Origin of the sequence: Mycolicibacterium phocaicum, from assembly GCF_010731115.1 — a bacterium.
Lineage (GTDB): Bacteria > Actinomycetota > Actinomycetes > Mycobacteriales > Mycobacteriaceae > Mycobacterium > Mycobacterium phocaicum.
Map to the genome: position 1 here is coordinate 279,609 of NZ_AP022616.1, position 23,358 is coordinate 302,966.

A 23,358-nucleotide genomic window follows, 5' to 3' on the forward strand; every position below is an offset into this window, starting at 1 on the left:
AACCCTAACGCGCCGCGGCCAGTAGGGTCGCGAGCTCCGACTCGATGCCCTCGGTGATGGCGGCGGCGTCGGAGACGTGCCGGGAGTCCGCCGTCACCGAGAGGCACAAGTTGTTGTTCCAGGACATGGCGATGACGCTGGGACCCATGCCGTGGTACAGCGGCCCGGCCGGATGGAAGCGCAGGGCCGGCAGGTTGAGGAACACCGGATCGTCGACCGCGATGCCGCTGGCGTTGGACACGATGACGTTGCAGGGCCACGAGATCCGTTCGGCCAGACCGAACCGCTCGATGGTGCGGAACAGCAGATTGACGGCGCGGCCCGGAGCGTATTCGTTCCACTGCCGAAACAGGTTGACGCCCCGTTGTTCCTGCACTGTTTTGACCGCCCGTGCGTGTTCGGCGACGGCGAGCAGGCGCCGCACCGGATCGGCCACCGTGGTGTTCAGGTTGACGCGCAGCACAGTCGTGGTGCCGATGCCGTCGGTGACGTAGTCGGACGTGTCGGCGGCGCGCATCGCATAGGGCACGGCCGCCACCAGCGGCTGCTGCGGACGCCGGCCCTGCCGGTGCAGTACACCGTCCAGGGCGGCGCCCACGCAGCTGAGCAGGATGTGGTTGATGGTGACCGAAAACCGTTGGGCCACCGTCTGGAGATCCGCGAGCGGCAGGACGGCGACGGCCGCGGTGGAGGTACCCGACAGCGAACAGTTCAGCGCCGTCCGTGGTGCTTTCACGTCGAGGTGGCGGGCGGCCCACTTGCCACGCAGGACCCGCGCCGAGGTGGCCACGAGCCGGGGGAGTCGCCGGAGGCGACGCGCCTTGCGTGCGGCGGCATCGCGCGCGATGGCCGCCGGCCGCGCCGGAAACGTCGACGATTCGGGAACGGCCATGGCGGGCCGGGTACTCAGATCGCCCGGGGTCATCAGACAACCGGTGACCTCGATTGCCGAGTCACCGTCGACGAGGAGGTGATGCACCACCGAGATCAGATACGCGTGGTCGGTGTCGTTGTCTTCCAGAACGTACATGTGCCACAAGGGTTCCCGTCGGTCCAGGTGCATCGCACGGACCGCGGCCAGTGCCTTGGCCGCACCGACCGCGCCTCCGGGCGCGGGCATGGGCAGGGCTGTCACATGCGCCGACACGTCGATCTGCGGCCGGGCCACCAGCATCGGCCGGTCCAGGTTGAACCACGGGTCGTACAGCACCTTGCGGTACGCGGGCATCAGGTGCATGCGGTTGTCCAGGGCCGACACCACGTAGTCCCGCAGATTTCCGATCACCGAACTGCGATCGACGAGGATCAGCGACATGCCGTTGCCGACCTGCAGCCCGGTCTCCTGATAGAGCTGCCAGGCGTCCATCCCGCTGACCCGCTCGGCGCGGGGCATGGCAGTGCTCATGCCGCCGGCGTGTAGAACTGCCGTACCCAGTGGCGGTACTTGCCGATCGGCCCGTCGCCGGGCGTCAGCTTGGGATGCTCGAGGTACACCTTGTCGTCTCAGATCAGCTGATCACGCTGTACCTCGTAGGCGACGACCTGCAGCACGATCCAGCCCGCCAGGCGTTCGACCGGTGCCAGCAGCGCGCGCACAAGCCGGTTGCGCACATGCCTTTTCGCGGCGATGCCGATGTAGATGTCGACGTTGCGTTCGGCGACCGGCGTGGGCAGCACCATCTGGCGGACCGTCAGGCCGCCCTGGATGGCGATCTCAACCAGGGAGAATCCGAGGCCGACCAGGACCGACTTGAAGTGGAAGCTGACACCGCCGATCACCGGAATGGGCTTGGTGCCACCGTATTCGGTATAGATGCGCGGACCGTCGATCTCCATCGGTTTGGGTACGACGAAGTCGCGAAACTTGTGGATGGTCGCGAAATGCGCGTGGTCCAAACCATTTTCGTTGACTTCCTGCGGATGCGTCTTGAAATGCAGCTTCTTGGTGGCGATCGGATGCCAGTCCGCATCGGCGGCGGGCAGGTCGAGTTCGAATGCCGGCTGCTGTCCGGGTGGACCGTGGTACACCATGATCATGCCCAGGTGGTTGCGGACCGCAGCGTCTTGAGTGCCGCGCCGCGCGGCGGCTCTCCTGTCGGGGTCGAGACGCAGGTGCCCGACGGAGCGAATCTGAACTCGTGGAACGGGCAGACCACGGCTTCGCCGTCGACCCAGCCACGTTTCCCGATGTGGGCGCCGAGGTGAGGGCAGTAGGGCTCGGCGGCGGACAGCTCGCCGGATGCAGTCTGGAAGACGATGATCTCGCCGTCGAGGAAGCGCCGCGTCAGCACCGTCCCGGGCCCCAGCTCGTGGGCGAACGCCACCGCGTACCAGCTGTATGGGTACGGCGGGAACGCGTCCCCGGCCCGGCTGAGGTTCGTCACTTCCGTCGTTGAGGTCATCGAAGCCCTTTCGCTGTCCGCGCGGTGGAGTCGAATCCGAAACAGGTGACGCGTGGACAGCGCCGGCGACGGGCATGCGGCAATCCTGCACGTGTCCGTAGATTTCCCCGACTACGTTCCCGCGTCCACGTCGTTGTGGGTGGCTAGTAGAACATGTTCTAGTTCGCAGTAGACCACTAGTTCGACGACCGTCGCAAGAGAACCGAAAGACTCTGTCGCGCACGTAAATTACCGATATTCGGCAAGGTACTGGCCAGTAATACTGCCAATAGCCGGACAGGGCCCGGCTTGTGTGTTAGGCGATGACCCGGCCGGCTTTTGCCCGCGCCGACCACCGGCCGTGGTCGTAGCCGACCTCGACCGGATGCGAAAAGGCCTCCGACACATGATCGGTCGTCACGGTCTCGACCGCTGGTCCCACCGCGACCGTGCGGCCGCCGGAGATCAACAGTGCGTGGGACGTCGACGTGGGCAGCTCCTCGAGGTGATGCGTCACCAGGATCGACGCCATTTCGGGATGTGAATGCTCCAGCGTGTCAAGGGTTTCCAGCAGCTGCTCGCGCGCTGCGACGTCCAGGCCGGTGGTCGGTTCGTCGAGGAGCAGCAGCCGCGGCTCGGCGATCAGGGCGCGGGCGATCAGGGTCCGGCCCCGCTCGCCCTGCGAGAGTGTCGGCCACACCGCATCGGCGCGGTGGGGCAGTCCCACCGTGCCGATCAGCTCGTCGGCCCGTGCGATGTCGTCGGCGGTGGGTGTCCAGCGGGCCGCGGTGTCGATGGTGCCGGTGATCCCGGTCAGGACCACCTCGCGCACCGTCAGGGGGTACTGCAGCCGGTGCCGGGGATTCACGTGGCCGATCGACCGGCGCAGCGGTGCCAGGTCGGTGCGGCCCATCTGCGCACCCAGGACCCGAACGACACCGGTCGTCGGGAACGTCACGGCACCGCAGAAGCCGAGCAGCGTGCTCTTGCCCGCGCCGTTGGGGCCGAGCAGCGCCCAGTGCTCGCCCTCCTGCACCGTCAGCGAGATGCCGTCGATGATCTGCTTGCCCTCGCGGCGGAAGGTGACGTTGTCGATTTCGAGGACCGGGGTCATGTGAACGACTCCTTCAAAGCGCTCAGGTGGGTGCGGCTCGCGGCGGCCGCGGCGGCGGGATCGCGCGCGACGATGGCGTCGGCGAGTTGCTGATGCAGTGCGTGGTCGCACGGCTCTGATGCGATCGGGCGGATCTTCAGCATGTCGATCATGGCCAGCCGCAGCCGGGGCAGGAATGCGTCGAACAGTTGGGTCAGCACGTCGTTGTGTGCCGCGGCGATCACGGCCCGGTGAAAGGCCATGTCGGCGTCCACATGTTCGGGGACCGACTGGCCGGTGACGCCGCGGGCGGCGAGGGTGCGACGGATGGTGCGCAGATCGGCCGGTGTGCGCCGGGTTGCGGCGAGCGCGGCGCCCTCGGCCTCGATGGCGATGCGAGCCTCGATCACCGAGGCGATGTTCGCGCTGCGCAGCACGGTGTCCCAGTCATCGGTGACATCGAGGGCGATGACGAAGACGCCGGCGCCCTGGCGGCTGTCGAGGACGCCCTTTCCGGCCAGTTCGCGGATGGCCTCACGCAGGGTGGAACGGCCGACGCCGAGCTGGGCGGCCAGCGTGGTTTCGCCCGGAAGTCGTTGTCCCAGGGCCCATTCACCATCTTTGATGCGCGTCAGCAGCAGCTGGGCGGCCTGCGCCGCCAAGGGCTGACGCGATACCTGCGAGACCATGAAACCTCTCTACTTGTCTGAGGAGTTGTGTATAGTCTAACCATCATGACGCGCGTGCTTCTCCTTGGCTGCCGCGGCGGGGTCTGAAACGACCGGCCCCCTGCCGTGGGGCTCTGTCGCGACCGGTCACCCCAAACCTGACCGAGAGCAGACCACTCATGAACACCTCCTGGAACCGTCAACAACCGTCAACCATGCCGTGGCACCGTTACGCCGATGTCTTCGACCGCGTGGAAATCCCTCCCGTCAAACGGGATTGGCCCAGCAACCGAATCACCGCCGCTCCGCTGTGGGTGCCCGTCGACCTCCGCGACGGCAACCAGGCCCTGGCCGAACCGATGGACCCCGATCGCAAACGCCGATTCTTCGAACAGCTCGTCGCCATGGGCTACAAGGAGATCGAGGTCGGTTATCCCTCGGCGTCCCAGACCGATTTCGACTTCGTGCGCCTGTTGGCCGAAACCGACATCGCGCCACCAGATGTCACCATCGCGGTGTTCACCCCGGCCCGTCGCGACCTGATCGAGCGCACCGTCGACTCGGTGCGGGGCATGCGCAACGACGTCGTCATCCACATGTACACCGCGACCGCTCCCACGTGGCGAAACACCGTGCTGGGCAAGGACCGTGACGAGCTGCGCAGTCTGATCCTGCACGGCGCGCTCGACGTGCTGACCTTGACCGAGGGCATGCCGAACATCCGGTTCCAGTTCTCGCCCGAGGTGTTCAACCTCACCGAACCCGATTATGTGCTGGAGATCTGCGACGCCGTGACGCAGCTGTGGGACGCCACCGAGAGCCGGCCGGTGATCCTGAATCTGCCTGCCACCGTTGAGGTTGCGACGCCCAATGTGTATGCCGACCAGATCGAGTACATGCACCGGAACCTGGCCCGGCGCGACGCGGTGATCTTGTCGGTGCACCCGCACAATGACCGGGGGACCGGCGTGGCCTGCGCGGAATTGGCCGTGCTGGCCGGAGCGCAACGCGTCGAGGGCTGTGTGTTCGGCAATGGTGAGCGCACCGGCAACGTCGACATCGCGACCCTGGCCCTGAATCTGTATGCGCAGGGCGTCGACCCGATGATCGACTTCTCCGATATCGACGCGATCGCCCGCACGGTGGCGCACTGCACCCGGATGCCGATCCACGAACGCCATCCCTACGTGGGCGACCTGGTGCACACCGCGTTCTCGGGAACCCATCAGGACGCCATCAAGAAGGGGCTGGCCGAACACCGGGCCCGGGCGGCGGCCGAGAACCGCGACGAACGCGAAATCGATTGGCGCGTACCGTATCTGCCCATCGATCCGGCCGACATCGGCCGCAGTTACGACGCGGTCATCCGGGTGAATTCACAATCGGGCAAGGGCGGCATCGCCTATCTGCTGCACACCGGGTACGGGCTGGACCTGCCGCGCCGGCTGCAGATCGACTTCGCCAGGCACGTGCAGGCCCATACCGACGGCAGCGGCACCGAGGTGACCGCCGCCGAGCTGTACGACCTGTTCGAGGCGACCTACCTGGGCTGCGGCGGCCCGGTAGAGCTGAAGGACTGGCACGTCAGCAGCGACGACACCACCGAGATCACGGTGACGGTCAACGGCATCGCCCGCACCAGCACCCATCGCGGCGTCGGCCCCGTCGAGGCGCTGACGCAGGCGCTGGCCGATGTGGACCGGCCGGTCGAGATTCTGGGCCTCACCCAGCAGTCGATCGGCGCCACGGCGGTCACCTACCTCGAACACCGCGGCGGCTGGTCGTGCGGCCGCAGTGACTCGGTGCTCACCGCGTCGCTGGCGGCGGTCATCCGGGCGGCTAACGCGCCCTGAGCACCTCGAGCGCCTTGTCGGCGTGGGAGTCCATCGAGATCTCGCTGGCGATGACCTCGAGGACCCTGCGATCGGTGTCGATGACGAACGTCGTCCGCTTGACGGGCATCAGCTTGCCGAGCAGGCCACGTTTCACCCCGAACGCCTCGGCCACCGCGCCGGAGGTGTCCGACAGCAGCGGGTAGTCGAAGCTGTGCTTCTCGGCGAATTTGTCCTGCTTCTCGACCGCGTCCATGCTGATCCCGACGCGGGAGGCACCGACCGCGGCGAACTCGGCCGCCAGGTCGCGGAAGTGGCAGGCCTCCATGGTGCAGCCCGGCGTCATGGCCGCGGGATAGAAGAACAGCACGATCGGCCCGTCGGCCAGCAGTTCGGAGAGGCTGCGGTTCGTCCCGGTCTGGTCGGGGAGATTGAACTCTGCGACGAGGTCACCACGTTTCATGGTTGCCACGCTACTTCTGGGAGGATTGCCCCGTGAAGACGACCTCACGCGAGGAATTCCAGGCGCTGGCCGCCGAGCACCGTGTCGTGCCGGTGACGCGCAAGGTGCTCGCCGACAGCGAGACGCCGTTGTCGGCCTACCGCAAGCTGGCGGCCAACCGTCCCGGCACGTTTCTGCTGGAATCGGCGGAGAACGGGCGATCCTGGTCGCGCTGGTCGTTCATCGGTGCGGGCGCCCCGTCGGCACTGACGGTCAAGGACGGCGAGGCGGTCTGGCTCGGCAGCACGCCGCAGGACGCACCCAGTGGCGGCGATCCGCTGCAGGCGGTGCGTGACACCCTGGCGCTGCTGCAGACGGCGCCGGTGCCGGGGCTGCCGCCGTTGTCGAGCGGGCTGGTGGGGTACTTCGCCTACGACATGGTGCGGCGCTTGGAACGGCTCCCTGAACTGGCGAAAGACGACCTCAAGCTGCCCGACATGGTGCTGCTGCTGGCCACCGATATGGCCGCCGTCGACCACCACGAGGGCACCATCACGCTCATCGCCAACGCGGTCAACTGGAACGGCACCGACGAGCGCGTCGACTGGGCCTACGACGATGCCGTCGCCCGCCTCGACGTCATGACCCGGGCGCTGGGGGAGCCGCTGTCGTCGAGCATCGCGACCTTCGACCGCCCGCAGCCGCAGCCCCGCCAGCAGCGCACGGTCGAGGAGTACACGGCCATCGTCGAGAAGCTGGTCGGCGACATCGAGGCCGGCGAGGCGTTCCAGGTCGTGCCCTCGCAGCGCTTCGAATTGGATACCCCAGCCGATCCTCTTGATGTCTACCGGGTGCTGCGGGTCACCAACCCCAGCCCGTACATGTACCTGCTCAATGTGCCCAATGCCGAAGGCGGCCTTGACTTCTCGGTCGTCGGATCCAGCCCGGAGGCGCTCGTCACGGTGAAGGACGGGGTGGCGACGACGCATCCGATCGCCGGCACCAGGTGGCGCGGCGCCACCGAAGAGGACGACATCCTCCTCGAAAAGGAACTCCTCGCCGACGACAAGGAGCGTTCCGAGCACCTCATGCTTGTCGACCTCGGGCGTAACGACCTGGGCCGTGTCTGCAAGCCCGGGACCGTGCGCGTCGAGGACTACAGCCATATCGAGCGCTACAGCCACGTCATGCACCTGGTCTCCACCGTCACCGGCCACCTCGCCGACGACAAGACCGCGCTGGACGCCGTCACCGCCTGCTTCCCGGCCGGGACGCTGTCCGGTGCGCCGAAGGTCCGGGCCATGGAGCTCATCGAAGAGGTCGAGCTGACGCGTCGTGGCCTGTACGGCGGCGTGCTCGGGTACCTCGACTTCGCCGGCAACGCCGATTTCGCCATCGCTATCCGCACCGCGCTGATGCGCGGCGGCACCGCCTACGTGCAGGCCGGTGGCGGCGTCGTGGCCGACTCCAACGGGCCGTACGAATACAACGAGTCGTCCAACAAGGCCAAGGCCGTCCTGGCGGCCATCGCGGCCGCCGAGACGCTGAGCGAGCCGTGAGGACCACGCGCACCGCTCAGGTGCTGCTGCTCGTCGCTGCCCTGATGCTGTGGGGCGCCTCCCGGCTGCCGTGGGTGGACGTGTCGTCGTTCGACGGGCTGGGCCAGCCGAAGACGACGACGCTGTCCGGAGCGGCCTGGTCGACGGCCCTCATCCCGCTGGCGTTGCTGGCCGGCGCTGCCGCGGTGGCGGCGCTGGCTGTGCGCGGCTGGGCGTTGCGGCTGCTGGCGCTGCTGGTCGCCGTCGCCAGTGCCGGGATGGGATATCTGGCCATCAGCCTCTGGGCGGTCACCGACGTCTCGGTCCGTGCGGCGGATATGGCGCAGATCGCGGTCATGTTTCTGGTGGGGACGCAGCGGCACTACTGGGGCGCCGGCGTGACGCTGGGGGCGGCGGTGTTGACGCTGGTCGGAGCCGTTTTGCTGATGCGTTCGGCCCGCCGCGGAGCCGCTGGGCCGGCCACCACCAAATACGCCGCGCCGGGTGCGCGTCGCGAGGCGGCACAGGACGAGACTGCCGACGGCATGTCCGAACGGATGATCTGGGATGCCATCGACGAAGGTCGCGATCCGACGCAGGTCGAGGGTCGTGACCCCACCCAGAACGACGGCGGGACCAAATGAGCGTGGCCCGGTGGCAGTCTGTGCCGCCTCGGCGACTACCCTTCGAGATGATCATCTGGCTTGCCGAACCGGCACGGAAGGACGACGACGCGTTATGACTTCGGGGACCGTGCTCGACTCCATCATCGAGGGAGTTCGCGCTGACGTTGCCGCCCGCGAAGCCGCGCTGAGTCTGACCGAGGTCAAGGAGCGGGCCAAGAAGGCGCCGACGGCCAAGGATGCACTCGCCGCGCTGCGTGAGCCGGGCATCGGCGTCATCGCCGAGGTCAAGCGGGCCAGCCCCAGCAAGGGTGCGTTGGCGCAGATCGACGATCCCGCCAAGCTGGCCAAGGCCTACGAGTCCGGCGGTGCCCGGGTGATCAGCGTGCTGACCGAGGAGCGTCGCTTCAACGGTTCGCTGGCCGACCTGGATGCCGTGCGTGCCGCGGTGTCGATTCCGGTGCTGCGCAAGGACTTCATCGTCACCCCGTACCAGATTCACGAGGCCCGGGCCCACGGCGCAGACATGCTACTGCTGATCGTCGCCGCGCTCGAGCAGTCCGTGCTCACCTCGATGATCGATCGGACCGAGTCGCTCGGGATGACCCCACTGGTCGAGGTGCACACCGAGGAAGAAGCGGACCGGGCCATCCAGGCCGGGGCCAAGGTCATCGGCGTCAACGCCCGCGACCTCAAGACCCTCGAGGTCGACCGCGACTGCTTCGGCCGCATCGCGCCCGGCCTGCCGAGCAACATCATCCGGATCGCCGAGTCGGGGGTGCGTGGCACCGCCGACCTGCTGGCCTACGCCGGTGCCGGCGCCGACGCCGTCCTGGTCGGCGAGGGCCTGGTGACAAGTGGCGATCCGCGGAGCGCCGTCGCCGACCTGGTAACTGCCGGCACGCACCCGTCCTGCCCGAAACCAGCCCGCTGAATTGCGGGCTCCTGCGCGAAGAAGCAGCCCGAGTTCTTATGTCTGATCGCACTGGTACCGAATTGCCGCGGATGAGCGCGGCGGTCGCCGAAGCCACAAGCCACGACCCCGACGCCAAGGGGCACTTCGGTGCCTACGGCGGCCGGCTGGTGCCCGAGGCTCTGATGGCCGTCATCGAGGAAGTCACCGCGGCCTACGACAAGGTCCGCACCGACCAGACGTTCCTCGACGAGCTCGACCGGCTGCAGCAGCACTACACCGGCCGGCCGTCGCCGCTGTACGAAGCGACGCGACTGTCCGAACATGCCGGCGGCGCGCGGCTGTTCCTCAAACGAGAAGACCTGAACCACACCGGTTCTCACAAGATCAACAACGTGCTCGGGCAGGCGCTGCTGGCCAAGCGCATGGGCAAGACCCGCGTCATCGCCGAGACCGGCGCCGGCCAGCACGGCGTCGCGACCGCGACGGCCTGCGCGCTGCTCGGCCTGGAGTGCGTCGTCTACATGGGTGCGGTCGACACCGCCCGGCAGGCGCTGAACGTGGCCCGGATGCGGCTGCTCGGTGGCACCGTGGTGTCGGTCGAGGCCGGTTCGGCGACCCTCAAGGACGCCATCAACGAAGCCTTCCGCGACTGGGTCACCAACGCGGACGACACCTACTACTGCTTCGGCACCGCGGCCGGACCGCACCCGTTCCCCGTCATGGTGCGCGACTTCCAGCGCGTCATCGGTTTGGAAGCGCGGGTCCAGATACAGCAGCAGGCCGGCCGGCTGCCCGACGCGGTCACGGCATGCGTCGGCGGCGGATCGAACGCCATCGGCGTCTTCCACGCCTTCATCGACGATCCGGGTGTGCGCCTGGTCGGTTTCGAAGCGGCCGGCGACGGTGTCGAAACCGGAAGGCACGCAGCGACTTTCACCGGAGGATCACCGGGTGCGTTCCAGGGCTCGTTCTCGTACCTGCTGCAGGACGAGGACGGCCAGACCATCGAATCGCATTCCATCTCAGCCGGTTTGGACTACCCGGGCGTCGGTCCGGAACATGCCTACCTCAAGGACGTCGGCCGCGCCGAGTACCGGCCGGTGACCGATACCGAGGCCATGGAAGCGTTCGGCCTGCTGTGCCGCACCGAGGGCATCATCCCGGCGATCGAATCGGCGCACGCCGTCGCGGGCGCGCTGAAACTCGGCAGCGAACTGGGGCCGGGTTCGGTGATCGTGGTGAACCTGTCCGGCCGCGGCGACAAGGACGTCGAGACCGCCGCGAAATGGTTCGGTCTACTGGACGGTGAGACTGGGGAAGCGTCATGAGCCGACTGGCTGGATTGTTCGAATCGTGCCGGGCCGAAGGGCGTTCGGCGCTGATCGGGTACCTGCCGACCGGCTACCCGGACGTGCAGACCTCGATCGACGCGATGGTCGCGATGACCGAATCCGGTTGCGACATCATCGAAGTCGGCGTTGCCTACTCCGATCCCGGAATGGACGGGCCGGTCATCGCGGCCGCCACCAACACCGCCCTGCAGGGCGGCGTGCGGGTCCGCGATGCGCTGCGGGCCGTCGAGGCGATCAGCAACGCGGGCGGCCACGCCGTCGTCATGACCTACTGGAACCCGGTGCTGCGCTGGGGCGTTGACGCTTTCGCGCGCGATCTGGCCGCGGCAGGCGGGCTCGGGCTCATCACCCCCGACCTGATCCCGGACGAAGCCGACGAGTGGTTCACCGTCTCCGACGCCCACAACCTCGATCGCATCTTCCTGGTGGCGCCGTCGTCCACTCCGGAGCGGCTGGCAACCACGGTGCAGGCGTCGCGCGGATTCGTCTATGCCGCATCGACCATGGGTGTGACGGGTGCGCGGGACGCGGTGTCGAACATGGCACCCGAGCTGGTGTCCCGGGTGCGGGCCGTGTCGGACATCCCGGTGGGTGTCGGCCTCGGCGTGCGCTCGCGCGAGCAGGCCGCTGAGATCGCGTCGTACGCCGACGGTGTCATCGTCGGCTCGGCGCTGGTATCCGCGCTCGGCGACGGGGGCATCCCCGCGGTACGAGCTTTGTCCGAAGAACTGGCCCACGGAGTGCGACAGAAAGTTTCCGCGTGACCACATCGTTGCTGGCATACATCCCGAGTCCGGCCCAGGGCGTCTGGCATTTGGGGCCAGTACCGATCCGGGCGTACGCGCTCTGCATCATCACCGGCATCATCGCCGCGCTGATCATCGGCGACCGGCGCTGGGTCGCGCGTGGTGGTGAGCCGGGCGTCATCTACGACATCGCGCTGTGGACGGTGCCGTTCGGTCTCATCGGTGGTCGCCTGTACCACCTGATGACCGACTGGCGCACCTACTTCGCCGAGGGGGGCGCCGGTATCGCCGGTGCCGTCCGCATCTGGGACGGCGGCCTGGGCATCTGGGGTGCGGTGGCACTCGGCGCGGTCGGCGCCTGGATCGGCTGCCGCCGGCACGGAATTCCCTTGCCCGCGTTCGGTGATGCCGTCGCGCCCGGGGTGATCCTGGCCCAGGCCATCGGCCGCCTCGGCAACTACTTCAACCAGGAGCTGTACGGCCGCCCCACCGATCTGCCGTGGGGCCTGCAGATCTTCCAGCGCAGCGACGGTTCCGGCGTGGTGAACCCGCACCTGCTCAACGGGGTTTCGACCGGGCAGGTCTACGAGGTCGTGCACCCGACGTTCCTCTACGAATTGCTGTGGAACCTCCTGGTTTTCTTCCTGCTGCTGTGGGCCGACCGTCGCTTCAGGCTGGGCCACGGCCGGCTGTTCGCGCTGTACGTCGCCGCCTACTGCGTCGGTCGCTTCGGCGTCGAGCTGATGCGCAGCGACACCGCGACGCTGATCGCCGGTATCCGGGTCAACTCGTTCACCTCGACCTTCGTCTTCATCGGCGCGGTGGTCTACATGATGGTGGCGCCGCGGGGCCGCGAAGATCCGGCGACGCTCGGTGGCCGGCAGGTCGACGACGCCGGCGACGTCCTCGATTTCGACACCGGAGTTGCCGTGAAGGTGCCCGCGGTCGTCGCCGCCGGTGCTGCTGCCACTGCCGCATCGGGCGGGGATGCCGACGTCGCCGACGAGGCCGACGCCGTCGAGACCCAATCCGACGAACCCGTGGCGCTGGCCGAACAGGCCGCCGATGCCGAGACGGCTGCCGACGAATCCGGCGGCGAGTCAGTCGATTCCGACGAGGTCGAGGAAGCAGACGAGTCCGACGCCGAAGCCGCAGACCTGGATGCCGACGAGGCCGAAGCCGTCGAGGTGGCCGAGGAGTCCGAGGGCACAACTGAGTCCGACGAAGCCGCTGAGGAGGCTGCCGCCGAGACGGACGTTGCCGACGGCGACGACAGCGCTGACGTCGAGGACGCCGCGGAGGCCGAAGAGTCTGCGGAGGCCGAAGAGTCTGCGGAGGCCGTGGATTCTGCGGAAGCGGCTGAAGAAGCTGCCGTCGAGACGGACGTCGCGGACGCCGACGACAGCGCTGACGTTGAGGACGCCGCGGAGGACGAGGAGTCCGCCGAGGCCGTGGATTCTGCGGAAGCCGCTGACGAGGCAGAAGAGGCCGAAGGGACAACGGAATCCGACGCTGACGAGGCCGCCGTCGAGACGGAGGTTGCGGACGCCGACGACAGCGCTGACGTTGAGGACGCCGTGGAGGACGAGGAGTCCGAGGCCGCCGAGGAACCCGAAGCCGAGGAGGCCGCGGAGGTCGAGGCTGTCGACGAGTCCGAAGAGGCAACGGATTCCGAGTCTGCGGAGGCTGAGTCCGAAGACGCCGAGGCCGAAGAGGCTGAGGCCGAGAACGCTGAGGCCGAAGACGCTGACGCCGAAGCCGCAGAAGACGATGCCGACGCTGAACCGGCTGAAGCACCCGCGCCGAAGGGCGACGCCACCGAAAGGGTTGAGCCCGTTGGGGTTCCCGTTTGGGAGCCGCCCGCCCCGCGTCGTCGTTGGTGGCGCCGACAGGGCTGAGTCTGGCCTACGAGGCCGCGAATGTGCGGGCAGACCACGGATCCCGCAAGGAGCACGCACTGCGCGCACGCTCGGCGGCCCTTGTCGTTGAGCCTGAATCCTGGGCGCTGAAGTGTGAGTGGCGCAGGCCGTGGTTGCAGGGTGAACGCGGTCGAGCGGGCCCTTGTCGTTGAGCCTGAATCCTGGGCGCAGAAGTGTGAGTGGCGCAGGCCGTGGTTGCAGCGTCGATGCATAGCGGGAAGCCCTCGTCGCTGACCCTGCACTGAGGGCGTGACACCAGGACCGTAGGCGCAGGGCCACCGCGGCCTCAGATTCCGCCCGCGGCAAAAGTGCGCACAAGCTGCACTTTCATGCGAACGGTGTGTTCCTCACTCGCCGGTCCTGATCGGTTGTGCGGTGGTTGGATGTCTCCTGTGGATGACATAGCCGACGGAGTGCAGTTGCAGCAGTCTCGGCAGGACCGCATCCTCAATGCGGCGCTGAACGTGTTTGCGCAGCGGGGCACGTCCGATGCGACGTTGCAGATGGTGGCCGATACCGCGGGTGTTTCAGTCGGGTTGGTGCAGCACCATTTCGGCACCAAGGACGGTTTGATCAAGGCCGTCGACGATGTGGCGATGAAACTCATCAGCTCGACCATGTTCGCCGCGCTGGAAAGTCCGGGGCCCGACTCCGTTGCCGCGATCGGCCGGGCGGTGCACGGCCTGCTCACCGACCACCTGGTGGTGATGGACTATCTGGGCCGGGCGGTGGCTTCTGAAACCCCAAGCGGTATCGCAATATTCGACGCTATGGCGCGGATCGGCATCGACCGGTGGCAACGCATGATCGACACCGGGGACGCCGCCGAGGGGCTCGACGCGGTCTGGGCCGGGCTGAATCCGTTGGTGCTGACTCTGGGCTCGGTCATCTTGCGCCGGCACCTCGACCGGCACCTGCCGGCGTCGTTCACCTCTGACCCCGAGTTGGCCAGGTGGGAAGAGTCCGTCAACGAGCTGATCCGGCACGGTCAGTTGCGCCAATAACTCCCGCTGCGTTTGCCCGAACCGTTACAATACGGCAATATTGTCGCTGATTCGCGGCGAACGTCGGTGTCGAGGGGTCACCGACGTTCGTGCGCCATCAGAGCCTCTTGAGCCGTCGGACGATCTGGTTGAACGGCTGGACCGAGGCAAGGCCTTTCCGCAGGTTGCGCCTCAAGAAGCTGAGGTTGGCCAGCACCACGTATCGGACGCCGCAGTCCCGCCATTCAGCCACCTGTTCGACGATTTCGTCCGGTGTGCCGTTCAGGCAGATGTCCCGCATCAGCGACGGCGGGACCGCGTCGATGAGAGAAAGCGCCGTTTCTTCGTCGATGCTGTGCGGCAGGAAGTCCTGCGCACCGGAGAAACCCGGCCCCAGGGGATGTTCGGCACCGTGGCGGCCGAACATCTCGTCGCTGGCGTTGAGGGCGAACGATTTGAGCACCTCTGTATCCAGTGCCGCGTCGACGTCGTCCCTGCTGCGGCCAGTCACCACGAACAGCATTACCGCAGGGAGGACGGCCTTGGGGTCGCGTCCGGCGTCGGACGCGGCGGTGCGAACGACTTCCAGCCGCTGGGCATAGTCTTTCGGCTGGTGCGGGAATGCCGGAAAGTAGGCGTCGCCGTAGCGCCCTGCGGCACGCAGCATGCGTGGACCGTGGGCCGCGATCCAGATCTCGGGCCACTTGCCTCGGTAGGGCGGCAGTTCGAAGACCGCGTTGCGCAACGGGAAGAAGGGCGAGTCGCGGTTGACCAGTTCGCCGCCCGAATCCCAGAGCGCGCGGATGGTGGCCATGGCCTCCTCGAAGCGCGCGACCGGTTTGGACCAGTCCACCCCGTAGGGCTCATTGCCTTCCCGTTCTCCGGGTCCGATGCCCAGGATTGCCCGCCCGCGGGTGAGCAGATGCAGCGTCGCCGCGGCCTGCGCGGTGACGGCAGGGTTCCGCCGACCGGTGTCGGTCACTGCCACACCGAGCCGCAGTCGGCCGACCCGATTGCGAGCGGCGATGTGCCCCAACATGGTCCACGGCTCCAAGCTGGCGTCGATCGTCGGGATCACCTTGGTGGCGCCGCAGTATTTCGGCTGCCACAACGAGCGCGGAAAGAGTTGGTTGAGGTGGTCGGGTACCCAGAACGAGTCGACGCCGGTGGCGACCGCGCCGAGGTAGTCGGCTCGGGTCAGGGCATCGACGGTCGGTCGGGCCGCCAGGAGGACGTCCGAAGTGCCGACGCGGAATCCGGTGTTGCGTGCCATGTGCTGCCCCTCGGAGTCGGTCCTTTCCACTGTCCGGTGCGAGGTCTCCCTGAGCATCAGCCGAACGGCGTAAATCGGCGATCGGCGTCGTCGCCGGGCATCATGGACGCATGACGTCAGCCGCCAGGGTCGCGCGTGTGGCGGGAGTAGCCGGCACCGGGGCCGTGGCGGTGGCGACTCTGACGTATATCGGCGTCGCCGACCCGCATCGCCCCGGATTCGGGTTTCCGCCGTGTCCGTTCAAGGCCCTCACCGGCTGGAACTGTCCACTGTGCGGCGGGCTGCGGATGACCCACGACGTCTTGCACGGTGACTTGTCAGCAGCCGTCGTCGACAACGTCTTCGCGCTCGTGGGGTTGCCGCTGCTGACCGTCTGGCTCGTGGTGTGCTGGAGACGGCGGCTGTCGGTGGCGCCGCCGTTGGTGACCGCACTGGTGGCGATGGTGTTGTGGACGGTGGTCCGCAATCTGCCGGGATTTCCGTTGGTGCCGACGTTCACGCAGTCCTAGCGCCGCTGAGCTGGGGACACCACGAGGCAACTCGCTGTTCGGCTGATGTTGAGATGCCGACAGCGCTCCCGGCAAGCCGTTATCTGAATCGATCCACTATGCTCATGCACCGTGAATAGGCGCGGAAAAATCGTCTGTACGCTCGGCCCGGCTACGTCTACCGACGCAACCGTGCTGGCGCTGGTCGAAGCTGGAATGGATGTGGCGCGGCTGAACTTCAGCCATGGTGCGCACGCCGATCATGAGACGGCGTACAAGCGCGTGCGAGCGGCGTCCGATGCCGCCGGCCGCGCGGTCGGCATTCTCGCCGACCTGCAGGGCCCCAAGATCCGGCTCGGTCGCTTCGCCGACGGCCCCACCGAGTGGCGCACCGGCGAAACGGTGCGGATCACCGTCGACGACTGCGACGGCAGCCACGACCGCGTGTCGACCACCTACAAGCAGCTGGCCGAAGACGCCCGCGCCGGTGACCGGCTGCTCGTCGACGACGGCAAGGTCGGCCTCGTGGTCGACAAGATCGACGGCAACGATGTCGTCTGCACCGTCACCGAGGGCGGCCCGGTCAGCAACAACAAGGGCCTGTCCCTGCCGGGGATGAACGTGTCCGTTCCGGCGTTGTCCGAGAAGGACATCGACGATCTGAAGTTCGCGCTGAAGCTCGGCGTAGACCTGATCGCGCTGTCGTTCGTCCGGTCACCGGCCGACATCGAACTCGTGCATGAGGTGATGGACGAGGTGGGCCGCCGGGTGCCGGTGATCGCCAAGCTGGAGAAGCCCGAAGCCGTCGACAACCTCGAGGCCATCGTGCTGGCCTTCGACGCGATCATGGTCGCCCGTGGTGACCTGGGCGTCGAGCTGCCGCTCGAGGAAGTGCCGCTGGTGCAGAAGCGCGCCATCCAGATGGCCAGGGAGAACGCCAAACCGGTCATCGTCGCCACCCAGATGCTGGAGTCGATGATCGAGAACTCCCGGCCCACCCGGGCCGAGGCCTCGGACGTCGCCAACGCGATTCTCGACGGCGCCGACGCCGTGATGCTCTCCGGTGAGACCTCGGTCGGCAAGTACGCGCTCGAGGCCGTGCGGACCATGGCTCGGATCGTGAAAGCTGTCGAGGCGAATTCCACCGACGCACCTCCGCTGACCCATGTGCCGCGCACCAAGCGTGGCGTCATCTCCTACGCGGCCCGTGACATCGGTGAGCGCCTGGATGCCAAGGCGCTGGTCGCCTTCACCCAGTCGGGCGACACTGTGCGCCGGCTGTCCCGCCTGCACACACCGCTGCCGCTGCTGGCGTTCACCGACCTGCCGGAGGTGCGCAGCCAGCTGGCGCTGACCTGGGGGACCGAGACGTTCATCGTCCCGCAGATGGACAGCACCGACGGCATGATCCAGGAGGTCGACAAGGCGCTGCTGGAGCTCGACCGCTACAAGCGCGGTGACCTGGTGGTCATCGTCGCGGGCGCGCCGCCGGGCACAGTAGGCTCGACCAACCTGATCCACGTGCACCGGATCGGGGAGGAAGACCACTGAGCCGGGGGTAGCGCGTGACGACTGCGGATTTCGAGGAACTGCTCAAGGTTCTCGACGTCACCCAGGTCGACGACGACACCTTCACCGGTGGTCATCCGAGCCGGAACCCGGTTCGCACCTTCGGTGGTCAGATGATGGCGCAGGCGTTCGTCGCCGCCAGCCGTACCGTGCCGCCCAAGCTGCCGCCGACGACGCTGTCGACGCACTTCATCGCCGGTGGCGACCCGGAGCGCGACCTCGAGTTCAAGGTGGTCCGGCTGCGCGACGAACGTCGCTTCGCGAACCGCCGCGTCGACGTCATGCAGGGCGACACGCTGTTGGCGACGGCGCTGGTGTCCCATCTGGCGGGTGGCCGCAGCCTCGAGCACTCGGTCAAGGCGCCGGTGGTGCCGGATCCGTTGTCGCTGCCCACGATCGACGACCTGCTGAAGGGCTACGAGGAGACCGTTCCGCTGTTCGTCGAGGCGCTCAAGCCCATCGAATGGCGCTACACCAATGACCCGGCCTGGGTGATGCGGGACAAGGGCGGCAAGCTCGACCACAACCGCGTGTGGCTCAAGACCATGGGCGCCATGCCCGACGACCCGGTGCTGCACGCCGCGGCGCTGGTCTACTCGTCGGACACGACGCTGCTGGACTCGATCATCACCACCCACGGGCTGTCATGGGGGCACGACCGGATTTTCGCGGTGACGATGAACCACACCGTGTGGTTTCACCGGCCCATCAAATTCGACGAGTGGGTGCTGTATTCGACGACGTCGCCGGTGGCCGCGGACTCCCGGGGTCTGGCATCCGGCCATTTCTTCGATCGCGCCGGTCAGGTGCTGGCGACGGTAACCCAGGAAGGCATCGTCAAACACTTTCCGGGCTAACGGTTTTGGGGTCGGCTCAGTCGACCTTTACGCCGAATTCCTTCTCGATACGGCCGCGGAAGTCCTGGACACAGGTGCTCTGTGCGTTCTGGTCCTGCCCGGCGCGCGTCATGCAGTCGGTGTAGTCGCTGAAACCGACCTGGCGGTAGAAGCCGATCACGACGAACACGAACACCACCGCGAGCACGGTCGCCAGCGCGCCGAGCACGATGCCCGCGCCGGCCACCACGCCGTTGTCGGCGAGTCCCTGCTTGACCCGGCCGCGGCCGAGGATGCCGCACGCGACGGCACCCAGCCCGAACAGCAGCCCCCCGATCACCGACCACGAGGTCAGCAGTCCCACGATGCCCAGAACCAGCGCGGCGGTCCCCATACCGTTGCGCGGAGTCGACGTGTACGCCCCGTACCCCTGGTCGGCGTACGGCGGTGGTGGCGGCGGCGGATACCCGCCACCGGGATACATGCTCATGACTGCGCAGGGTACCCGTCGTTGCTGGAATCGAGGTTCAGCACCGTGCAGGGCACGTCCGGTGGCAGCTGGTGCGTGGCCACGACCACCGCGCGGTCGGCGCCGAACATCGCGCCCGGAGTGAGGAGTTCGGCGAGCAAGCGGTGACTGTCCGCCGCGTCGAGGTGCTCGGTGGGTTCGTCGAGGAGCACGACGGGGAAGTCGGTCAGCAGCGCGCGAGCAAGCAGCAGTCGGCGCCGCTGGCCGGCGGAGACGGCGGCGGCCCCACCGGAGAGCAGGGTGGACAACCCGTCCGGCAGCGTCCCCAGCCAGGGGGCCAGGCCGACCCGTGTCAGGGCGGCGGTGAGTTCGCCGTCGGTGGCGTCGCCGCGGGCCACCAGCAGGTTGTCGCGCAGCGTGGTGTCGAACAGATGCGCATCCTCGGCGAAAAACCCTGCCGGTGAATCGGTTTCGTTGAAGCGGTCGGCGGTGGACAGCAGCAGGGTCGTCTTGCCCCGGCCACTGGCGCCCAGCACGGCGACCCGGTCTCCGGGTGCGACCTGTAGCGGCGGGACGGCCATCAGCGCCCGGTCGTCGGGGTGCTCGGCCAGCATTGCGGTGAGCCGCGCGATGGCGATGCGGGCCCGGGTCAACTGCACCGCCGCGCCCGGCAGCGCGCCGGTGGCCTCGAACGCCGACAGCGGCAGCAGCATGAGGATCGCCAATGTCGTGGGAGCGACGGTCGACGTGAGCGAGATGGCGGCGACGATCGCGGCGATGGCGCTCGCGCCGGTGGCCAGGATCGGCACCGCACCGGCCAGGGCAGCGGGCCGCGCGGCACGGTCGGCGGCGTCGCCCCAGCGGCGGTGGTCCGCGGTGGCCTGAGCGATGACACCGCCGAGGCGGCCGGCCACGGCCAGTTCGGCAGCATGGTCGAGCGCCAGCATGACGGCGGCGTCCCGGTCCGAATGGTGTACTGCCGCCAGGTTTTCGGTGGCTTCCGCGGCGCGCGCGGCCTGCCACGGCGCCCAGACTCCGGCGACCACCAGTCCGGCGGCAAGGGCGAGTGCGGCGGCGGGCGAGATGACGGCGATGACGATCACCGTGGCGGTCGACAGCACCGTCGCGACGGCGACGGGCAGCACCGACCGCACCAGGGTGTCGGCCAGGTCGTCGACGGAAGCGCCTGCGCGCGAGACCAATTCACCGCTGCTCAGCCGCAGCACCGTCGCCGGTGGCGCCGCGGACAGCCGCCGGTACAGCTCGGTGCGGGCCCGGCCGGCGGCGCGCAGCGCGACGTCGTGCGATGCCAGGCGCTCGCAATAGCCCAGCACCCCACGGGAGATGCCGAACAGCCGCACCGCCACCACCGCGACCGACAGCTCCAGGATCGGCGGTTGCTGCCAGGCCCGGGTGATCAGCCACGCCGACACCCCGGCCAGGGCGAGGGCGCTGCCGAGTGCCGCGGAACCGAGGAAGACGGCCAGCGCCAGGCGGGGGAGCCGGGGCCGGAGCAGGTCGATCGCGAATCTAACTGTGGACACGGGAAGCACCTCCCGCCCGGACGATCTCATCACCGATGGCCAGCACGGCGTCACGGTGTCCGACGACGATGACGGTCGCGCCGGCCGCGGCGCGGGCCCGGATCGCCTGGAGAACCCGGATCTCCAGCTCGGCATTCAGATGTGAGGTCGGTTCGTCGAGCAGCAGCACCGGGCTGGGCCGGCCGAGTACCCGCGCCAGTGCCAGGCGCTGCCGCTGGCCCAGCGACAGCCCGGAGCCGCCGCGCCCCAGCACGGTGTCGAGTCCGGCGGGCAGGGTGGCCAGCACCTCGTCGAATCCCGATGCGCGGCAGGCGCTGTCGAGGTCGGGGAGGGCGCCGAGCAATTCCAGGTTTTCCCGCACCGTCCCCGGGACGAGGACGGGCCGTTGCGGCAGCCAGCCGATCTGGTGCCACCAGTGCTGCCGGTCCAGCGCGTCGACGTCGCAGCGCTGTTCGTCGTCGCCGACCCGGACGCGGCCGGCATCGGGCGTCGTCAGCCCCAGAATCGCTTGCAGCGCGGTGCTTTTCCCGCTGCCGTTGGGGCCGGTCAGGACCGTCACCGAGCCGGGCGTGGCCCGCAGCGTCAGATTGTGCGGCGCCGGTCCGTCCCGGCCGTCGATGCTGATGTGCTCCAGGTCGATGGTCGGCCGCGCCCCGATCCGTGCGGTGCCTGGTTCCGGTTGCCCGGCGTCTTCCAGCAGCCGGTAGGCCTGCCCGAAGGCGACCTTGCCATCCTGCGCCGCATGGAATTCCACGCCGACACGGCGCAGTGGCCAGAACACCTCGGGCGCCAGCAGCAGCACCGTCAGCGCGACCGGCAGGGTGACCCCGCCGCTGACCAGTCGCAGACCGACGCCGACGGCGACCAGCGCCACCCCGAGCGTCGCCAGCAGTTCGAGGACGAGCGCCGACAGGAACGCGATGCGCAACGTGGCCAGGGCCGAATGCCGGTGTGCGTCAGACAGTTCGGTGATGCGCGGCGCGGCGCCCTCGGCGCGGCCCAGGGCCCGCAGCGTGGGGATACCCGCGATCAGGTCGAGCAGGCGCGACTGCAGCGTGGCCATGGCGGCCAGCGCGGCCGCGGACCGCTCGGTCGTCATGACACCGATCAGCACCATGAACAGTGGGATGAGCGGCAGCGCGATCAGCACGACGAGCGCGGATTTCACGTCGTACCAAGCGATCACGATGACGGCGGCCGGGGTCAGCAGCACGGACATCACGACGGCCGGCAGATATCGGGTGAAGTACGGTCGCAGCCCGTCGATTCCGCGGGTCAGCAGGATCGCGGCCTCGTCGTGCACCGCCTGCCGACGATGCGGCGGCAGCGCGGTGACGGCGGACAGCACCTGCGCGTCGAGGTCGGCGATCGTGGCGGTGGCGCCGTGCTGGCCGAGCCTGGCCTGCCACCACTGGGCGCCGGCGCGCAGCGACCAGAGTGCGGCAAGCGCCAACAGCTGAGGTATCCAGTGCGACAACGGCGCACGGGTCGTGATGAACCCGGCCACGACATGCGCGGTGAGCACCGCCGCGGCGAGCGTCGCGGCGGCGATGACGACGCCACTGCCGACCGTGGCCGCCAGGTGCCGCCGCAGACCGGCGGTCATGCGGGGGTTGGTCGACGATCGGGTCAGTGCGATCCGCCGTTTCGGGACAACCCGATGGAAGCCGGGATGTGTGCGGCCGAAATCCGTTGCCGGAAAACCCAGTACGTCCACCCCTGGTAGCAGATCACCAGCGGGGTGAGCAGCAGCGCGGCCCAGGTCATCACCTTGAGCGTGTACGGCGTCGACGACGCGTTGTGGATGGTCAGGCTCCACGCCGGATCGAGGGTCGAGGGAACGAGATTCGGGTACAGGCAGCTGAACAGGAGTGTGACCACGGCGGCGACGACGATGGCCGTCGCGGCGAACGCCCACCCGTCGGCGCGGCGCGTCCACACCAGCCGGACCGCCGAGAACTGGGCCACCACGGCGACGCCGAGTGCTGTCCAGGTGACGTCGTTGCCGTACGCCACCTGTGTCCAGATACCGAACACGGCGACGATCACGGTCACCGGAACGGTCAGGCGGGTGGCGAAGCGGCGCGCGGTGTCGTGCACGGCCCCTTCGGTTTTGAGGGTGACGAACACCGCACCGTGGAACGCGAAGAGACCGGCCGTGGCGATACCGCCGAGGAGGGAGTACGGGTTCAGCACGTCGCCGAACGACAGCTGAATCTGGTGGCGGGCGTCGACGGGGAGGCCGCGCAGGATGGAGGCGAAGGCCACGCCCCACAGCACGGCCGGCAGCCAGGAACCCATGGCGATGCCGATGTCGGCCCACCGGCGCCACTGCGGGTCGTCGATCTTGCCGCGCCATTCGATGGCGCAGACCCGCACGATCATGCCGACCAGGATCGCGAGCAGCGGCAGATAGAGGCCGGAGAACACCGTGGCGTACATCCCGGGGAACGCCGCGAACATCGCCGCGCCCGCGGTGATGATCCAGACCTCGTTGCCGTCCCACACCGGTCCGATGGTGTTGAGCGCGGCGCGGCGGTACTGCTCCGCGTCGCCCTCGTCACCGTCGGCGGCGCGGCCGAAGAACCCCATGAGCATGCCGACGCCGAAGTCGAACCCCTCCAGGACGAAGAAGCCCAGGAACAGCGCGGCCAGGATGACGAACCAGAGATGCTGAAGTGTCATG

The 23,358-nt window shown here is 68.2% G+C and carries 21 protein-coding genes and 1 pseudogene; 11 read left to right on the forward strand and 11 right to left on the reverse strand.

Features of this window, described 5'->3' with window-relative positions:
* Positions 1-4: 4 nt before the first annotated feature.
* The 5 genes and pseudogenes from G6N46_RS01355 to G6N46_RS01375 form a co-directional block, all read right to left on the reverse strand.
* Positions 5-1,405 (reverse strand): wax ester/triacylglycerol synthase domain-containing protein, encoded by a 1,401-nt coding sequence (locus G6N46_RS01355; protein ID WP_138249730.1) that lies wholly within the window; start codon positions 1,403-1,405, stop codon positions 5-7.
* Positions 1,402-2,037: pseudogene (locus G6N46_RS01360) on the reverse strand (hypothetical protein). Before G6N46_RS01360 ends, G6N46_RS01355 begins: the two are co-directional and overlap by 4 nt.
* Positions 2,034-2,402: a Rieske 2Fe-2S domain-containing protein gene (locus G6N46_RS01365; protein WP_138249728.1), complete on the reverse strand. Its 369-nt coding sequence runs from the start codon at positions 2,400-2,402 to the stop codon at positions 2,034-2,036. Before G6N46_RS01365 ends, G6N46_RS01360 begins: the two are co-directional and overlap by 4 nt.
* Before the next feature lie 295 nt (positions 2,403-2,697).
* Positions 2,698-3,495: an ABC transporter ATP-binding protein gene (locus tag G6N46_RS01370; RefSeq protein WP_138249727.1), complete on the reverse strand. Its 798-nt coding sequence runs from the start codon at positions 3,493-3,495 to the stop codon at positions 2,698-2,700.
* Positions 3,492-4,163: a FadR/GntR family transcriptional regulator gene (locus G6N46_RS01375; protein ID WP_138249726.1), complete on the reverse strand. Its 672-nt coding sequence runs from the start codon at positions 4,161-4,163 to the stop codon at positions 3,492-3,494. The genes G6N46_RS01370 and G6N46_RS01375 overlap by 4 nt, the downstream gene beginning before the upstream one ends.
* 194 nt (positions 4,164-4,357) lie before the next feature.
* Here G6N46_RS01375 and G6N46_RS01380 point away from each other — a divergent pair, with 194 nt between their 5' ends.
* A complete protein-coding gene (locus G6N46_RS01380) occupies positions 4,358-5,995 on the forward strand; it encodes a 2-isopropylmalate synthase (protein WP_138249763.1) in 1,638 nt (545 codons plus the stop codon).
* On the opposite strand, the gene G6N46_RS01385 is transcribed toward G6N46_RS01380, so the two are convergent.
* Positions 5,982-6,437 (reverse strand): peroxiredoxin, encoded by a 456-nt coding sequence (locus G6N46_RS01385; protein WP_064859553.1) that lies wholly within the window; start codon positions 6,435-6,437, stop codon positions 5,982-5,984. The two genes, G6N46_RS01380 and G6N46_RS01385, sit on opposite strands and share 14 nt — an antisense overlap.
* Before the next feature lie 32 nt (positions 6,438-6,469).
* Between G6N46_RS01385 and G6N46_RS01390 the strand changes: the two genes are divergently transcribed.
* The 7 genes from G6N46_RS01390 to G6N46_RS01420 all read left to right on the forward strand — a co-directional run bounded on the left by G6N46_RS01390 (position 6,470) and on the right by G6N46_RS01420 (position 14,514).
* On the forward strand, positions 6,470-7,975 hold the full coding sequence (locus G6N46_RS01390; protein WP_138249725.1) for an anthranilate synthase component I: 1,506 nt from the start codon (positions 6,470-6,472) through the stop codon (positions 7,973-7,975).
* The gene (locus G6N46_RS01395; RefSeq protein WP_138249724.1) at positions 7,972-8,598 is read left to right on the forward strand and encodes a TIGR02234 family membrane protein; all 627 of its coding nucleotides are present in this window, start codon (positions 7,972-7,974) and stop codon (positions 8,596-8,598) included. The genes G6N46_RS01390 and G6N46_RS01395 overlap by 4 nt, the downstream gene beginning before the upstream one ends.
* A 94-nt stretch (positions 8,599-8,692) precedes the next feature.
* Positions 8,693-9,511 (forward strand): indole-3-glycerol phosphate synthase TrpC, encoded by an 819-nt coding sequence (trpC, locus tag G6N46_RS01400; RefSeq protein WP_060999609.1) that lies wholly within the window; start codon positions 8,693-8,695, stop codon positions 9,509-9,511.
* 38 nt (positions 9,512-9,549) lie between these two features.
* Entirely contained in the window at positions 9,550-10,821 is a 1,272-nt protein-coding gene (trpB, locus tag G6N46_RS01405; RefSeq protein ID WP_138249723.1) for a tryptophan synthase subunit beta, read from the forward strand.
* Positions 10,818-11,609 carry a tryptophan synthase subunit alpha gene (gene trpA / locus G6N46_RS01410; RefSeq protein WP_138249722.1) on the forward strand — a complete coding sequence of 264 codons (792 nt, stop codon included), beginning with the start codon at positions 10,818-10,820 and terminating at the stop codon, positions 11,607-11,609. Before trpB ends, trpA begins: the two co-directional genes overlap by 4 nt.
* A complete protein-coding gene (gene lgt / locus G6N46_RS01415; protein ID WP_138249721.1) occupies positions 11,606-13,489 on the forward strand; it encodes a prolipoprotein diacylglyceryl transferase in 1,884 nt (627 codons plus the stop codon). The genes trpA and lgt overlap by 4 nt, the downstream gene beginning before the upstream one ends.
* 404 nt (positions 13,490-13,893) lie before the next feature.
* Positions 13,894-14,514 carry a TetR/AcrR family transcriptional regulator gene (locus tag G6N46_RS01420; protein ID WP_064859558.1) on the forward strand — a complete coding sequence of 207 codons (621 nt, stop codon included), beginning with the start codon at positions 13,894-13,896 and terminating at the stop codon, positions 14,512-14,514.
* 97 nt (positions 14,515-14,611) lie between these two features.
* On the opposite strand, the gene G6N46_RS01425 is transcribed toward G6N46_RS01420, so the two are convergent.
* A complete protein-coding gene (locus G6N46_RS01425) occupies positions 14,612-15,766 on the reverse strand; it encodes an LLM class flavin-dependent oxidoreductase (protein ID WP_138249720.1) in 1,155 nt (384 codons plus the stop codon).
* 110 nt (positions 15,767-15,876) lie between these two features.
* On the opposite strand from G6N46_RS01425, the gene G6N46_RS01430 reads away from it, so the two are divergent.
* The 3 genes from G6N46_RS01430 (at position 15,877) to G6N46_RS01440 (ending at position 18,680) form a co-directional block, all read left to right on the forward strand.
* Positions 15,877-16,275, forward strand: coding sequence for a DUF2752 domain-containing protein (locus G6N46_RS01430; protein WP_061007347.1), 399 nt, complete (start codon positions 15,877-15,879; stop codon positions 16,273-16,275).
* A 111-nt stretch (positions 16,276-16,386) separates the two neighbouring features.
* Positions 16,387-17,805, forward strand: a complete 1,419-nt coding sequence (gene pyk / locus G6N46_RS01435; protein ID WP_061007346.1) for a pyruvate kinase — start codon at positions 16,387-16,389, stop codon at positions 17,803-17,805.
* A 14-nt stretch (positions 17,806-17,819) separates the two neighbouring features.
* Positions 17,820-18,680, forward strand: coding sequence for an acyl-CoA thioesterase II (locus tag G6N46_RS01440; RefSeq protein WP_020103249.1), 861 nt, complete (start codon positions 17,820-17,822; stop codon positions 18,678-18,680).
* A 16-nt stretch (positions 18,681-18,696) separates the two neighbouring features.
* Here G6N46_RS01440 and G6N46_RS01445 read toward each other — a convergent pair whose 3' ends face one another.
* From G6N46_RS01445 to cydB, 4 genes are read right to left on the reverse strand one after another with little or no spacing between them, the layout of a single operon-like run.
* Positions 18,697-19,149: a DUF4190 domain-containing protein gene (locus G6N46_RS01445; protein WP_133427728.1), complete on the reverse strand. Its 453-nt coding sequence runs from the start codon at positions 19,147-19,149 to the stop codon at positions 18,697-18,699.
* The gene (locus G6N46_RS01450) at positions 19,146-20,702 is read right to left on the reverse strand and encodes an ATP-binding cassette domain-containing protein (protein WP_138249719.1); all 1,557 of its coding nucleotides are present in this window, start codon (positions 20,700-20,702) and stop codon (positions 19,146-19,148) included. The genes G6N46_RS01445 and G6N46_RS01450 overlap by 4 nt, the downstream gene beginning before the upstream one ends.
* Positions 20,659-22,266 carry a thiol reductant ABC exporter subunit CydD gene (cydD, locus tag G6N46_RS01455; protein ID WP_167526448.1) on the reverse strand — a complete coding sequence of 536 codons (1,608 nt, stop codon included), beginning with the start codon at positions 22,264-22,266 and terminating at the stop codon, positions 20,659-20,661. Before cydD ends, G6N46_RS01450 begins: the two co-directional genes overlap by 44 nt.
* A gap of 35 nt (positions 22,267-22,301) precedes the next feature.
* Positions 22,302-23,357 (reverse strand): cytochrome d ubiquinol oxidase subunit II, encoded by a 1,056-nt coding sequence (cydB, locus tag G6N46_RS01460; RefSeq protein WP_138249717.1) that lies wholly within the window; start codon positions 23,355-23,357, stop codon positions 22,302-22,304.
* Position 23,358: the final 1 nt, after the last annotated feature.